This is a genomic window from Mycobacterium sp. GA-1199 (assembly GCF_001500045.1).
Taxonomy (GTDB): domain Bacteria; phylum Actinomycetota; class Actinomycetes; order Mycobacteriales; family Mycobacteriaceae; genus Mycobacterium.
This window is the reverse complement of sequence record NZ_LQIX01000001.1, coordinates 147,375-161,765: the sequence shown is the minus strand read 5'-3', so window position 1 is coordinate 161,765 and position 14,391 is coordinate 147,375. Positions and strand designations below refer to the sequence as shown.

Below are 14,391 nucleotides of genomic sequence, written 5' to 3'. Positions count from 1 at the left end.
CAGGGCCGCCGACATGGCCACCGCACCGGGGCCGCATGCGCGAGTGCGCCGCCTAGGCTCGGAGCGTGGGACCTGGAAGCGACCCGTCTCCGTTCTCGTCGTTGTCCGACGCCGTCGCCTCCGCCCGTTCGACTCTGCAACGACGCGCCCTTTCGATGTTGTCTCGTGCGCCCCGGCCGGTGCGGCAGGCGGGCCGGCTGATCGTCCGAACCGTCAACGACACGCTTCGAGACCGCGTCCCCGGTCTGGCGGCCGAGGTCGCGCTGTTCTCCTTGATCTCGCTGCCGTCGCTCCTGATCGCCGTGCTCGGCTCGCTCGGTTTCATCGCCGAAGCGCTCGGCCCTGAAGGCACGGCGCGACTGCATCGGCTGCTGCTCGAGGTGCCCAGCTCCTTCCTTGCCGAGCGGACCTTCGAGTCATACCGTCGCATGGTCGAGGCCGGGCTCACGCAATCGCGTGGAAGCGTGGTCTCCATCGGAATCGTGCTCAGCCTGTGGTCGGGTTCGCGGGCGGTGAACCGGTACCTGGAGACAATCACCATCGCCTACGGTGTCGAGCCCCGGCCTGCCTGGCGACGACGGCTGCTGGCGTTGGGACTGACCGCGGGCGGACTCCTCGGTGCCGTGGCGATTCTGCCGCCGCTCGTCCTCGGGCCCGACCTGGTGGCGTGGGTGACGCCCGACCCGTTGACCGAAAGCACCTTGCGCGCACTGGATCTGCTGTTCTGGCCCGGGTTGGCGCTGCTGATCCTGGTCGGATTGGTCACGCTGTATCACCTGGGTGTGCCCTGGCGACTGCCTTGGCGCCGCGACATTCCGGGGGCGGTGTTGGCGATGGTGCTGTGGTTGGTGGCATCGGCGGGGCTGCGCGCCTATCTGTCGGTCAGCGCGCGTGACGACGCCGTGTACAGCCAGCTCGCCGTGCCGATCGCCGTCGTCGGGTGGCTTTACATCACGGCCTTCGCGGTGCTGCTGGGTGCGGAGTTCAACGCCGAGATCGAAAAGATGTGGCCGCATGAGAAGTATCCGTGGCGAGTGCGCCGACGTCGACGCGCCAGCGAGCACCTCCCCACCCCGCCTACACGTTCCGTCAGGTCCGGACGGTCAGCAGCAAGATCAGGTACGCCGCATAGGCCGCAACCATCAGCGCGCCTTCGACGCGGGTGACGCGCCGACCCGAGATGAAGATCGGGATACAGAGCAACGCGACCGCCACCATGACCGGCAGGTCGATCGTCACCAGGCCGGACGGCAGGTTCAGTCCCTGAGCCGGCACCAAACAGGTCACGCCGAGGATGAGCAGAATGTTGTAGATGCTGCTGCCGATCAGGTTGCCGATCGCGATGTCGCGGTCGCCGCGGATGGTGGAGATGATGGTGGTCACCAACTCCGGCGCCGAGGTGCCGATCGCGACGATGGTCAGACCGATCAGCGCGTCGGACACCCCGAACTGTCTAGCCATGCCGACCGCACCGTCGACAAGCCAGTCGGCGCCCAGCACGACGACGGCGATACCGCCCAGCGTCATCGCGACGTTGATCGAGGTGCGATGCCCCTTGGTGGCCACCGCGCCCACCTCTTCGGTGGCGTACTCAGCGACCAGCTCGGCTGCGAATTCCTCGACGACAGCGTGGGATTCGCGACGTGCAGACCAGATCACCGCGACGGTGTAGACGAACGCGCAGCCGACCAGGATGGCGCCGTCCAGACGCGTCAGCACACCATCGGCCGCCAGCGTCCACAGCAGCAGCGCCGCAGCGGCCATGATCGGAAGTTCGAAACGGATGGTGCGCGACTGCAATGTCAACGGCACCAGCGCGGCGCTCAGACCGAGGATGAGCAGGACGTTGACCACATTGGTGCCCGCGATGTTGCCGACCGCCAGCGCGCCGCTGCCCTCCCCGGCGGCCACCACACCGACCGCCAGTTCCGGCATGCTGGTGCCGATCGACACGATGGTCAGCCCGATGACGATCGGGCTGATTCCCAGTCGCACAGCGACTTCCGCGCCACCGCGGACCATGACCTCGGCGCCGACGATCAACGCGCCCAGTCCGAACAGGAACCACGCGGTGTTCGCCAGCATCAGATCCTCACCGCCGAGTGTGGGCTCGTGTCACGCAGAACCCGCGCAGGACGTGCGGGTAACCCACGTTCGGCGCAACCCTCGGGGCACGAAAAAGCCCCCGGGTCGAAACCCGGAGGCCTTTCCGTGGACTGCTAGCGGTAATCGCTGTAGCCGTAATCGTCCAACGGCACCGCGGCACCGGTGGCCTGGCCGAAGTCCGGGCTGTAGTACTGATCCTCGTAGGACGGGATCGTGTACGCCGCAGCGCGGGCTTCTTCGGTCGGCTGCACCTGGATGTTGCGGTAGCGGTTGATACCGGTACCGGCCGGGATCAGCTTGCCGATGATCACGTTCTCCTTCAGACCCTGCAGCTTGTCGCTGCGGCAGTTGATCGCCGCATCGGTGAGCACGCGGGTGGTCTCCTGGAACGACGCAGCCGACAGCCACGAGTCGGTGGCCAGCGACGCCTTCGTGATACCCATCAGCACCGGACGACCGGCCGCGGGCTCTCCGCCCTCGGCGACCACCCGACGGTTCTCGGTCTCGAACTCGCCGCGCTCGGTCAGCGAGCCGGGCAGGAACTCCGTCGAGCCCGAGTCGATGATCGTGACGCGACGCAGCATCTGCCGGACGATGACCTCGATGTGCTTGTCGTGGATCGACACGCCCTGAGCCCGGTAGACCTCCTGGACCTCCTTGACGAGGTGGATCTGCACCTCGCGGGGGCCCTGGACACGCAGCACCTCGTGCGGGTCGGCCGCACCTTCCATCAGCTGCTGGCCCACCTCGACGTGGTCGCCGTCGGCGAGCAGACGCTCGGTGCCGTCGTCGTGCTTGAACACCTTCAGGCGCTGACGACGAGAGAGCTTGTCGTACACCACTTCTTCGCCTCCATCGTCGGGAACGATGGTGATCTTGTAGAAGCGTTCGCCCTCTTCGAGCTGCACCCGGCCGGTGACATCGGCGATCGGCGCCTTGTTCCGCGGGATGCGGGCCTCGAACAGCTCCTGCACACGGGGCAGACCACCGGTGATGTCCTCACCCACGCCGCCCTGGTGGAACGTGCGCATGGTCAGCTGCGTGCCGGGCTCACCGATCGACTGCGCGGCGACGATGCCGACCGCCTCGCCGATGTCGACGAGCTTGCCGGTCGCCATCGAACGGCCGTAGCACATCGCGCACACGCCGGTGCCCGTGGCGCAGGTCAGCACGGAGCGGACCTTCACCTCGGTGATGCCGGCGGCCAGCAGCGCCTCGATCGCGGGGTCGCCAAGGTCGTGGCCGCGCTCGACGACGACGTTGCCGTCCTTGTCGACGGCATCGGTGGCCAGCGTCCGGGCATAGGCCGACGTCTCGATGTGCTGATCGCGCACCAACGCCACATCCTTGCCACTACCCTGCAGCTCGGCCAGCGTTACGTTGATGCCTCGCTCGGTCTCACAGTCGGTCTCGCGCACGATGACGTCCTGCGAAACGTCGACCAGACGACGGGTCAGGTAGCCCGAGTCGGCCGTACGAAGAGCGGTGTCCGCCAGACCCTTTCGGGCGCCGTGGGTGTTGATGAAGTACTCCAGCACCGTCAGGCCCTCACGGAACGAGGACTTGATCGGACGCGGGATGAACTCACCCTTCGGGTTGGTCACCAGACCCTTCATGCCGGCCAGCGTCCTGGTCTGCGTGAAGTTACCCGTGGCACCCGAGTCGACGATCGTGATGATCGGGTTGTCCTTCGGATAGTGCGCCCGCAGCGCCTCGCCGACCTCTTCGGTGGCGTCCTGCCAGATCTTGACCAGTGCGTCGTTGCGCTCGTCGTGGTTGAGAGCACCGCGCTGGTACTTCTTCTCGATCTGGTCGGCTTCCTTCTCGTAGCGGTCCAGGATCTCCTGCTTCTGCGGCGGCACCAACACGTCGGCCATCGACACGGTGACACCCGAACGGGTGGCCCAGTAGAAGCCGGCGTCCTTGAGCTTGTCAACGGTCTGCGCGACCACGATCATCGGGTAGCGCTCGGCGAGATCGTTGACGATCCGCGCCTGAACCTTCTTGTGCATCTGCTCGTTGACGAACGGATAGCCATGCGGCAGAAGCTCGTTGAACATCACCCGGCCCAGAGTGGTCTCCGCGGTCCAGGCGTCGCCCGGCTTCCAGCCCTCCGGGAACAACTCGGCTTCCAGATCGGCGGACGGACGCAGCTGCGTCAACCGCACGCGGATCTTGGCCCGCACCGACAGCGCACCGCGGTCCATCGCCATGATCGCCTCGGCGGGCGAGCTGTACACACCGGTCTCCGGCTGATCCTTGGCGGCCGGCGTGTACTCGCCGGTGTCGCCCTCGATCATCGTCGTCAGGTAGTACAGGCCGGTCACCATGTCCAGACGCGGCATGGCCAACGGCCGACCCGACGCCGGGGACAGGATGTTGTTCGACGACAGCATCAGGATGCGCGCCTCGGCCTGCGCCTCCGCACTCAGCGGCAGGTGCACGGCCATCTGGTCGCCGTCGAAGTCGGCGTTGAACGCCTCACAGACCAGCGGGTGCAGCTGAATGGCCTTGCCCTCCACCAGCTGCGGCTCGAACGCCTGGATACCGAGGCGGTGCAGCGTCGGTGCGCGGTTCAGCAGCACCGGGTGCTCGGCGATGACCTCTTCGAGGACGTCCCACACCTGCGGACGCTGACGCTCGACCATGCGCTTGGCGCTCTTGATGTTCTGCGCGTGGTTCAGGTCCACCAGACGCTTCATCACGAACGGCTTGAACAGCTCGAGAGCCATCAGCTTGGGCAGACCGCACTGATGCAGCTTGAGCTGCGGGCCGACGACGATGACCGAACGGCCGGAGTAGTCGACACGCTTACCGAGCAGGTTCTGACGGAACCGACCCTGCTTGCCCTTCAACAGATCCGACAGCGACTTGAGCGGACGGTTGCCCGGTCCGGTGACCGGACGGCCGCGGCGGCCGTTGTCGAACAGCGCGTCCACCGACTCCTGAAGCATGCGCTTCTCGTTGTTGACGATGATCTCCGGCGCGCCGAGATCGATCAGTCGCTTCAACCGGTTGTTGCGGTTGATCACGCGGCGGTACAGGTCGTTGAGGTCTGACGTCGCGAACCGGCCACCGTCGAGCTGCACCATCGGGCGAAGCTCCGGCGGGATCACCGGAACGGCGTCGAGCACCATGCCCATCGGCGAGTTGGAAGACTGCTGGAACGCCGCGACCACCTTGAGCCGCTTCAGTGCCCGAAGCTTCTTCTGCCCCTTGCCACTTCGGATGACCTCACGCAGCTCCTCGGCCTCGGCCTCGATGTCGAAGTTCTCGATGAGCTTCTTGATCGCCTCGGCACCCATCGCACCGGTGAAGTACTCGCCGTAGCGGTCCTGCAGTTCCCGGTAGAGCACCTCGTCGACGACGAGCTGCTTGGGCGCCAGCTTGGTGAAGGTGTTCCAGATCTCCTCGAGCCGGTCCAGCTCCCGCTGGGCCCGGTCGCGGATCTGGCGCATCTCGCGCTCGCCACCGTCGCGCACCTTGCGGCGCACGTCGCTCTTGGCGCCTTCCTTCTCCAGCTCGGCCAGGTCGGCCTCGAGCTTCTGGGACCGCTCGGCCAGATCGAGATCGCGCTGATCCTCAACGGCCTTGCGCTCCACGGCCATTTCGGCTTCGAGCGTGGACAGCTCGTTGTGGCGCATCTCGTCGTCGACGGCGGTGATCACGTAGGCGGCGAAGTAGATGATCTTCTCGAGATCCTTCGGCGCCAGATCGAGCAGATAGCCCAGCCGCGAGGGCACACCCTTGAAGTACCAGATGTGCGTGACCGGCGCGGCCAGCTCGATGTGGCCCATCCGCTCACGACGCACCTTGGCGCGAGTGACCTCGACGCCGCAGCGCTCACAGATGATGCCCTTGAAGCGGACGCGCTTGTACTTGCCGCAGTAGCACTCCCAGTCGCGAGTCGGTCCGAAGATCTTCTCGCAGAACAGGCCGTCCTTCTCCGGCTTCAGCGTGCGGTAGTTGATGGTCTCCGGCTTCTTGACCTCGCCGTAGGACCACTGACGGATGTCGTCGGCGGTAGCGAGACCGATGCGGAGCTCATCGAAGAAGTTGACGTCTAACACGTAACTCCCTTTCCCCTTTCGGGACTAGAAAACTATTAGGCCAGATCCTCGACAGAGGCAGATTCGTTGCGCGACAGGTTGATTCCCAGGTTCGCCGCTGCGCGCTCCAGGTCCTCGTCGTCGCCGTCACGCATCTCGATCGCCGCACCGTCGCTAGACAGCACCTCGACGTTCAGGCACAGCGACTGAAGTTCCTTGAGCAACACCTTGAACGACTCCGGAATGCCCGGCTCGGGGATGTTCTCGCCCTTGACGATCGCCTCGTACACCTTGACCCGGCCGACGGTGTCGTCGGACTTGATGGTCAACAGCTCCTGCAGCGTGTATGCCGCGCCGTAGGCCTGCATGGCCCAACATTCCATCTCGCCGAACCGCTGGCCACCGAACTGCGCCTTACCGCCCAGCGGTTGCTGGGTGATCATCGAGTACGGACCGGTGGAGCGCGCGTGAATCTTGTCGTCCACCAAGTGATGCAGCTTGAGGATGTACATGTAGCCCACCGTCACCGGGTACGGGAACGGCTCGCCACTGCGACCGTCGAACAGCATCGCCTTGCCGTCCTCGTCGACGAGCGTCTCGCCGTCGCGGTTGGGCAACGTCGACCCGAGCAGACCCTGCAGCTCCGCTTCGCGGGCACCGTCGAACACCGGTGTCGAGACGATGCTTCCCGGCTCGGACTCGAGCAGCTCCTTGGGCAACGCGCTCGCCCAGTCCGGCGAACCGTTGATCTTCCAGCCGCTCTTGGCCACCCACCCGAGGTGGGTCTCCAGAATCTGACCGATGTTCATACGACGCGGCACACCGTGGGTGTTCAAGATGATGTCCACGGGGGTGCCGTCGGGCAGGAACGGCATGTCCTCGACGGGCAGGATCTTGCCGATGACGCCCTTGTTGCCGTGGCGCCCGGCCAGCTTGTCGCCGTCGGAGATCTTGCGCTTCTGCGCGACGTAGACGCGGACCAACTCGTTGACGCCGGCGGGCAGCTCGTCGTCATCCTCGCGGGAGAACACGCGGATGCCGATGACCTTGCCGGACTCACCGTGGGGCACCTTCAGCGACGTGTCGCGGACCTCGCGCGCCTTCTCACCGAAGATCGCACGCAGCAGCCGCTCCTCCGGGGTCAGCTCGGTCTCACCCTTCGGGGTGACCTTGCCGACCAGGATGTCGCCGTCGCGGACCTCGGCGCCGATGCGGACGATGCCGCGCTCGTCGAGGTCGGCCAGCACCTCATCGGAGACGTTCGGGATGTCCCGGGTGATCTCCTCGGCGCCCAGCTTGGTGTCGCGGGCGTCGATCTCGTGCTCCTCGATGTGAATCGAGGTGAGCACGTCCTCTTCCACCAGGCGGTTGGAGAGGATGATCGCGTCCTCGTAGTTGTGCCCCTCCCACGGCATGATCGCCACGAGCAGGTTCTTGCCCAGCGCCATCTCACCGTTCTCGGTGCACGGCCCGTCGGCGATGACCTGACCGGCCTCGACCCGCTGGCCGGCGTCCACGATCGGACGCTGGTTGGCGCAGGTGCCGTGGTTGGACCGCGCGAACTTGCGCATCCGGTAGGTGTGCCGGGTGCCGTCGTCGGCCATCACGGTGACGTAGTCGGCCGAGACCTCCTCGATGACGCCGGCCTTGTCGGCGACGACGACGTCACCGGCGTCGATCGCGGCACGCAACTCCATACCGGTGCCGACCAGCGGGGCCTCGCTGCGCACCAGCGGAACCGCCTGGCGCTGCATGTTGGCGCCCATCAGGGCGCGGTTGGCGTCGTCGTGCTCGAGGAACGGGATCATGGCCGTCGCGACCGACACCATCTGGCGCGGCGAGACGTCCATGTAATCCACCTCGCTCGACGAGATCTGCTCGACCTCGCCGCCCTTGCGGCGGACCAGGACGCGCTCCTCCAGGAAGCGGCCGTTGTCATCGATCGGCGAGTTGGCCTGCGCCACGACGTGGCGGTCCTCCTCGTCGGCGGTCAGGTACTCGATGTCATCGGTGACGACACCGTCGATGACCTTGCGGTACGGCGTCTCGATGAAGCCGAACGGGTTGACCCGCGCGTACACCGACAGCGAGCCGATCAGGCCGATGTTCGGACCCTCCGGGGTCTCGATCGGGCACATGCGGCCGTAGTGCGATGCGTGCACGTCGCGGACCTCGAGGCCGGCGCGCTCACGGGACAGACCGCCGGGGCCCAGCGCCGACAGGCGGCGCTTGTGGGTCAGGCCCGAGAGCGGGTTGTTCTGGTCCATGAACTGCGACAGCTGGCTGGTGCCGAAGAACTCCTTGATCGCCGCCACGACGGGACGGATGTTGATCAGGGTCTGCGGCGTGATCGCCTCGACGTCCTGAGTGGTCATGCGCTCACGCACGACGCGCTCCATGCGCGACAGGCCGACCCGGATCTGGTTCTGGATCAGCTCGCCGACGGTGCGCAGCCGACGGTTGCCGAAGTGGTCGATGTCGTCGACCTCGACGGGAACCTCGACACCACCCGGGACGGTCATCGTCTTGTCGCCCTGATGCAGCCGCACCAGGTACTCGATGGTGGCGACGACGTCCTCTTCGGTCAGCGTGGTCGACGTGGTCTGGGCCGGGTTCTCGGTGATGCCCAGCTTCTTGTTGACCTTGTAGCGACCGACGCGGGCCAGGTCGTAGCGCTTCTCCTTGAAGAACAGGTTCTCCAGCAGGGTCTGCGCGGACTCCTTGGTCGGCGGCTCGCCCGGGCGCAGCTTGCGGTAGATGTCCAGCAGCGCCTCATCGGTTCCGGCGGTGTTGTCCTTCTCCAGCGTGCTCATCATGATCTCGGAGAAGCCGAACCGCTCGGTGATCTGCTCGTTGGTCCACCCGAGCGCCTTGAGCAGCACGGTGACCGGCTGACGGCGCTTGCGGTCGATGCGCACGCCGACGGTGTCGCGCTTGTCGACGTCGAACTCCAGCCACGCACCGCGACCGGGGATCACCTTGACGCTGTGCAGCGTCTTCTCGGTGGACTTGTCGATGCTCTCGTCGAAGTAGACACCCGGCGACCGGACCAGCTGGCTCACCACGACACGCTCGGTGCCGTTGATGATGAACGTGCCCTTCTCGGTCATCATCGGGAAATCGCCCATGAAGACCGTCTGGCTCTTGATCTCACCGGTGTTGTTGTTGATGAACTCGGCCGTGACGAACAGCGGAGCCGCGTACGTCATGTCCTTGTCTTTGCACTCGTCGACGGGGGCCTTGACCTCGTCGAAGCGCGGATCGGAGAAGGACAGCGACATCGAGCCGGAGAAGTCCTCGATCGGGCTCAGCTCGGAAAGCACCTCTTCGAGGCCACCAACGGGGTTTTCCTCACCGCGCTCCTTGGCCTTTTCACGCCAGGCGTCGGAGCCGATCAGCCATTCGAAGGACTCGGTTTGAACGTCGAGAAGCCCGGGAACCTCGAGGGGCTCACGGAGCTTTGCAAAGGAAATTCGGTTTGGTGCTCCTGGGACGGAGTTTTTAGTAGCTTCTGCTGTCTTGCTTGGGCGGGACCCTGCCAAGATGCATCCTTCCAGCACCTCATGCGACTATCGTCCCGGTAGACCACCGGTCCGTTTGGTCGCGATATCTGCGTCGGTTCGGCTGGCCACTCACGACCACAAACTTCCCGAACGCACGGCACGCGACTAGGTCACTGAGCTGGGCTCAGGCTAGGACATCGGTGTCAGGTGCGGGTTTAGGTGGGCAGGATGCAGCCAGCGCAACGTCCAACAGTACCGCAGGACGGCGTATTCCTCAACATCCGCAGAACATCCACAACCCAACCGCACGTATGGCACGCATCGGGGCGCTGGCTGGCGACTCGATCCTTCTCATACGTCCATACATTGCTGCAGAACAGATTGGCCCCTCTACGGCCTCCCGTCAAGAGATAACACGGGGTTGTTGTGGAGTTTTGCGTCAGGCGGCGATCGTGTTGCTGCAGTGTCCGGACCCGGCCGAGCCGACCGATTCGCGCACACACACCGGGCCCATGGAGAACAACCCGTCGGCCAACGGCATGAACGGCTTCAGGAAGTTCAGCAGGTACGGCTTGGTCAACGTATTGGGCAGTGCGACCACGGTGGCCTGCCCGGCCGGGGTGTCGAAGCTGAACTGCTCGCCGCGCTCGAGGTAGACGCCCTGGTCGCTCGTGGGGTCGAACATGTCGTTGACCCAGCCGACCATCAGCATCTGCGCTGCGGCGGCGTTCTCGGGCCGCGAGAAGCCGGCCACCAACTCCTGGGCGAACTGGATGAGCGGATTGCCGCCGCGCATGGCGTCGACGTGTGAGCCGTTGACCAATGTCACGCCGATGAACCCGGTCGGTCGCGCGGCGGCCAGAGCGTCGAGGCCGGCGCCGAAGTTGTTCCACATGTAGACCGGTGCGGCGAGCTGGTAGATCGGGATGTCGACGGGGACCTTCCTCAGCGATTCCGTCATCCGCGCCGGGTCGCCCAGCGCCACGCCGTCGAGCAGCACGACCCCGGCCAGCCTGTCGATGCGCTCGTCGTCGGCCAGGTAGCCGGCCATCCCCGACACCGCGCCGCCGCCGAGCGAGTGGCCCATCAGCACGACGCGGTCGGGGATGTCCCCGGCGTACCCGGCGGCTCGCGCACTGTCCTCCAGCGCGGTGTTTCCGTCGTCGAACAGTCCCGCCATCGCCTCGTGCATCGGTGCCCCGCCGAGCCAGCATCCGTCGACGGCAAAGAAGTTGGAGCTGATCGACGGTGCGACCACGATGCTCTGGGTCCGCTCGGCCAACGCGGCGGCGGTGTGGCTGTACCACGGGGCGCTGGCCAGAAAGCCGTGCTGCAGGTAGATCAGGCGCTCGGGCGGCTCGCCGGTCGCCGTCTCGGGGATGTACCAGTCCGCGGGCACTTCCTTGCCTTCACCTTCGGCACAGGCGCAGTCGATCCGCAGCGTCGACGAGCGCACGCTGACCGTGCTGTTGGGCGGCAGGATCGGTGGGCCGCCCAGCAGTCGGGTCGCGACGGCGTACAGGTCGAACACGATCGTGCCGATCACCCGCAGGATGAGGGGCACTTGGGGTGCGGTCGCGGTGGTCACCGCCGGTGGCGCCGACGCGAAGGCCACCGCTCGCACACCGACTTGCTCGGCGTCCTCGACGACGCTGGCGACGGGCTGTTCGAGGACGACCGCCGTCCGTTGCTCGGGAGCGGACGGGGCGACGGTGTCGCCGGTCTCCGCGACGAGCGCGGCCTTCTGCTCGGCCCGGTTTGGCTCCATTCGGCCGGTGGTGTCCTTTTCCGAGGTGACCGTGGGGGCGTTCGGAGAGACCAGGGCCGCCGTCTGCTGGACCGTGTGGTCACGGTCCGAACGGGGCTTCGCGACGACCTCCTCGATCACCTCGGCGTGGGTCACGGGCTGTTCGACCACGGCGTCGACCACCGGTTGTTCGACCACGGCGTCGTCGGCAGTCCCCTCGTCCTTTGCCTGATCTGTGGCGGCGTCGGTGTCCGTCGGGTTCGAAGCGGGCTTTTCCCGCTTCTCGCTTCGGTCGGGCTTCTTCGTGGCCTCGGACCCCTTCGCATCCTTTGTCTCGTCGGGCGCCTTCGCGCCGACGCGGGTGCGCGGGGCGTCGCCGGTCGTGCGGGTGGTGCTCGCGTTCGAGGCCCGCCCACCGGCCCCGACCGACGACTCGCCGACCACCGAATTCTTTGCGCTCTCACCTGAATTCGACGACTCCGAGGCCGTGGACCCGCCGCCATCCGACGACGAACCGTCGTCGGCGATCGCCGCACCCGCACCGGCGAGCACTGCGGCCGACAGTCCCGCGGTCACGACACCCGCTCTCACCCACATCAGAAACCGGTCGACCATGACCTCTCCCGCTCGACGACGGGAGAAAGATAACGGGTTTGCTGGCCGCGAACCGGCCTTATGCGAAAGTTTGCGCCGACGCGACCTTCTCGACGCGCACCGGGACACCGGTCAACCGGGCCATCCCGGCCAGGCTCTCGATATCGGCCGGATCGCTGGACATCAATCGGTTGACGTTCGCGCCGCCGGCGTCGTTGGCGACGCGCCATCCGGCCGTGCCCTTGTGTCCCCAACCGTGCGGGACCGCGATCACGCCGACGACGATGTCCTTGGTGGCGACGACCGGAATCTCGATCTGGCCGTGGGGCGAGGTGATCCGCACGGTGTCACCGTCGGCGATGTGGGCGGCGGCCGCGTCGTCGACGTGCATGAGCGCCCGGTGCGAACGCTCGCCTCGCATCAGCAGCGGCGAGTTGTGCATCCACGAGTTCTCCGACCGCGCCTCGCGCATGCCGATCAGCCGCATCGGATAGTCGTCGGCGACGCGGCGGCGCGACAGCTTGTCCACTTCGGCGGCGACCTCGTCGTGGCGCAGACGCACCCGGCCACCGCGGTAGACGACGATGTCCCGCAGCACGCCGGCCCGCAGATGGTCCGCCAGCACGGTGCCGTGCGGATGGTTCGTGGTGAGTTTCGAGAAACTCAGGCCGCGCCGCAGGCCGAACCGGTCGCCGCCCGCGGCCAACCGGATCACCGCATCGGCGAGCATCCGCGGGCCGAGCCGAACACCAAACGCCGACAACGCTTTTCGCACACCGGCGAGCATCGCGAGGCCGGGCGTCGCCCGCCACATCCTGGCCGTGAGGTCGTCTATGATCTCCCACTCGGCGCGGGCCTGCCCCACCGGCGCGATGGCGGCCTCGGTGGCCTGCCGGAACGGCGTGGGTTGCAGCGTCTGGAACGGCAGCGGAAAGTCGTCGCGTTCGTACATCGACGTCGCCGGCAGCACATAGTCGCAGTGCGCCAGCGTCTCGTTGAGGTAGAGGTCGATGCCGACCATCAGCTCCAGGGAGTCCAGCGCGGCCTCGAGTTCGTCACCGTTGGGCACGGAAAGCACCGGGTTGCCCGCGCCGACGAACAGGGCCCTGACCTGCCCGCGTCCCGGCGTGACGATCTCCTTGGCCATCACCCCCGCGGGTTCGGAACCGAGGACGGAGGGGAAACCGCCGATGCGCGACCGTTTGCGCGTGTAAACGGCGCGCAGCAGTGCACCGCCGGCCTTGTTGAGCCACCGCTCGCCCGGCAGCCCCAGCCGGCCGAACATGCTGCCGCCCGGCACGTCGAGGTTGCCGGCCACCAGGTTGACCGCGTCCAGCAGATACGTCGTCAGCGTTCCGTTCTCGCCGATGCTGGTGCCGACACGGCCGTACACCGCGGCCCGTTCGGTACCAACCAGGTCGCGGGCCAGCGCGCGGACGGTCTCGGGGTCGATCCCGGTGCGCGCCTCGGTGACTTCGGGGCTGAACGGTCTGGCCAGCCGCTCGAGCCAGTCCGCGCCGTCGGCCTGCTCTGCGAGTCGTCGACGGTCGGCCAGGTCCTGACCGAACATCACATGCAGCAGGGACAGCAGCAGATAGGCGTCGCCGTCGGGGACGATGCCCAGCCACTCGAACTGCGCCGCGGTCTCGGTCCTGCGGGGGTCGATGACCAGCACGCGGCCACCGCGCTTGACGATGTCGTGCATGCGGTCCCGAATCCGCGGCGCGGTGAGCACGCTGCCATGCGAAACGACCGGGTTGGCGCCGATGACCACGAGGAAATCGGTGCGCAGCACATCAGGGACGGGCAGCGCGAGCGGCGACCCGTAGAGCAACTGGCTGGCGACGAAGCGGTTGTTGACGTCCTGCGAGCCCGCGGTGAACACGTGCAGGCCCCGGCCGGGACCACCGAAAAGACCGAGTCCGAATCCGCCCATCAACATGCTCAAGCTCAGCGTGTAGGAGTAGCTGAACGCGCCCGGGTTGCCGAAATACCAGCCGATCGCCCCGGCGCCGCGCCTGCGGTGGATGTCGGTGAGCCGGGCGGCGATGTCGGCCATCGCCTCGTCCCACCCGACGGGTTCGAAACCGCCTTCGGATGTGGGGGCACCTCCCGCTTGCGGGGGACCGCTTGCGCGAAGACCGTCAGCGCGAGCGCGTCGCCGCAGTGGCGTGGTGACCCGGTCGGGGTCGTTGACCACCTCGGTGAAGGCGATGCCCTTCTGGCAGGCGAAGCCCGACGAGAGCGGATGGTCTTTGTCGGGGCGCAGTTCGACCAGTCGGCCGTCTTCGACGGTCGCGATCATGCCGCACAGCGGCTCGCAGATCCGGCAGAACGTCGGCTGGTGTTCGCGCGTCATCTCTCAGCGCGAGCGTTCACGACGTTCACATCG

General features: G+C 66.6%; 6 protein-coding genes. 1 reads left to right on the top strand and 5 read right to left on the bottom strand.

Going from position 1 to position 14,391, the window contains the following annotated elements:
* Nucleotides 1-65 precede the first annotated feature (65 nt).
* A complete protein-coding gene (locus AU198_RS00725; RefSeq protein WP_231744531.1) occupies nucleotides 66-1,166 on the top strand; it encodes a YihY/virulence factor BrkB family protein in 1,101 nt (366 codons plus the stop codon).
* Here AU198_RS00725 and AU198_RS00720 read toward each other — a convergent pair.
* The 5 genes from AU198_RS00720 to AU198_RS00700 form a co-directional block, all read right to left on the bottom strand.
* Nucleotides 1,090-2,085 carry a calcium/sodium antiporter gene (locus AU198_RS00720; RefSeq protein ID WP_064345562.1) on the bottom strand — a complete coding sequence of 332 codons (996 nt, stop codon included), beginning with the start codon at nucleotides 2,083-2,085 and terminating at the stop codon, nucleotides 1,090-1,092. The two genes, AU198_RS00725 and AU198_RS00720, sit on opposite strands and share 77 nt — an antisense overlap.
* A 134-nt stretch (nucleotides 2,086-2,219) precedes the next feature.
* Nucleotides 2,220-6,176: a DNA-directed RNA polymerase subunit beta' gene (locus AU198_RS00715; protein WP_064345561.1), complete on the bottom strand. Its 3,957-nt coding sequence runs from the start codon at nucleotides 6,174-6,176 to the stop codon at nucleotides 2,220-2,222.
* 35 nt (nucleotides 6,177-6,211) lie between these two features.
* Nucleotides 6,212-9,697 (bottom strand): DNA-directed RNA polymerase subunit beta, encoded by a 3,486-nt coding sequence (gene rpoB / locus AU198_RS00710; RefSeq protein ID WP_082690831.1) that lies wholly within the window; start codon nucleotides 9,695-9,697, stop codon nucleotides 6,212-6,214.
* Nucleotides 9,698-10,097: 400 nt separating this feature from the next.
* Nucleotides 10,098-12,020 (bottom strand): alpha/beta hydrolase, encoded by a 1,923-nt coding sequence (locus AU198_RS00705; RefSeq protein WP_064345559.1) that lies wholly within the window; start codon nucleotides 12,018-12,020, stop codon nucleotides 10,098-10,100.
* A gap of 58 nt (nucleotides 12,021-12,078) precedes the next feature.
* Entirely contained in the window at nucleotides 12,079-14,358 is a 2,280-nt protein-coding gene (locus AU198_RS00700; protein ID WP_064345558.1) for a molybdopterin-dependent oxidoreductase, read from the bottom strand.
* Nucleotides 14,359-14,391 lie beyond the last annotated feature (33 nt).

Coding starts and splice junctions, on each gene's coding strand:
- AU198_RS00720 (WP_064345562.1), bottom strand. CDS start 2,085: ATGCTGGCGAACACCGCGTGGTTCCTGTTCGGACTGGGCGCGTTGATC.
- AU198_RS00705 (WP_064345559.1), bottom strand. CDS start 12,020: ATGGTCGACCGGTTTCTGATGTGGGTGAGAGCGGGTGTCGTGACCGCG.
- AU198_RS00700 (WP_064345558.1), bottom strand. CDS start 14,358: ATGACGCGCGAACACCAGCCGACGTTCTGCCGGATCTGCGAGCCGCTG.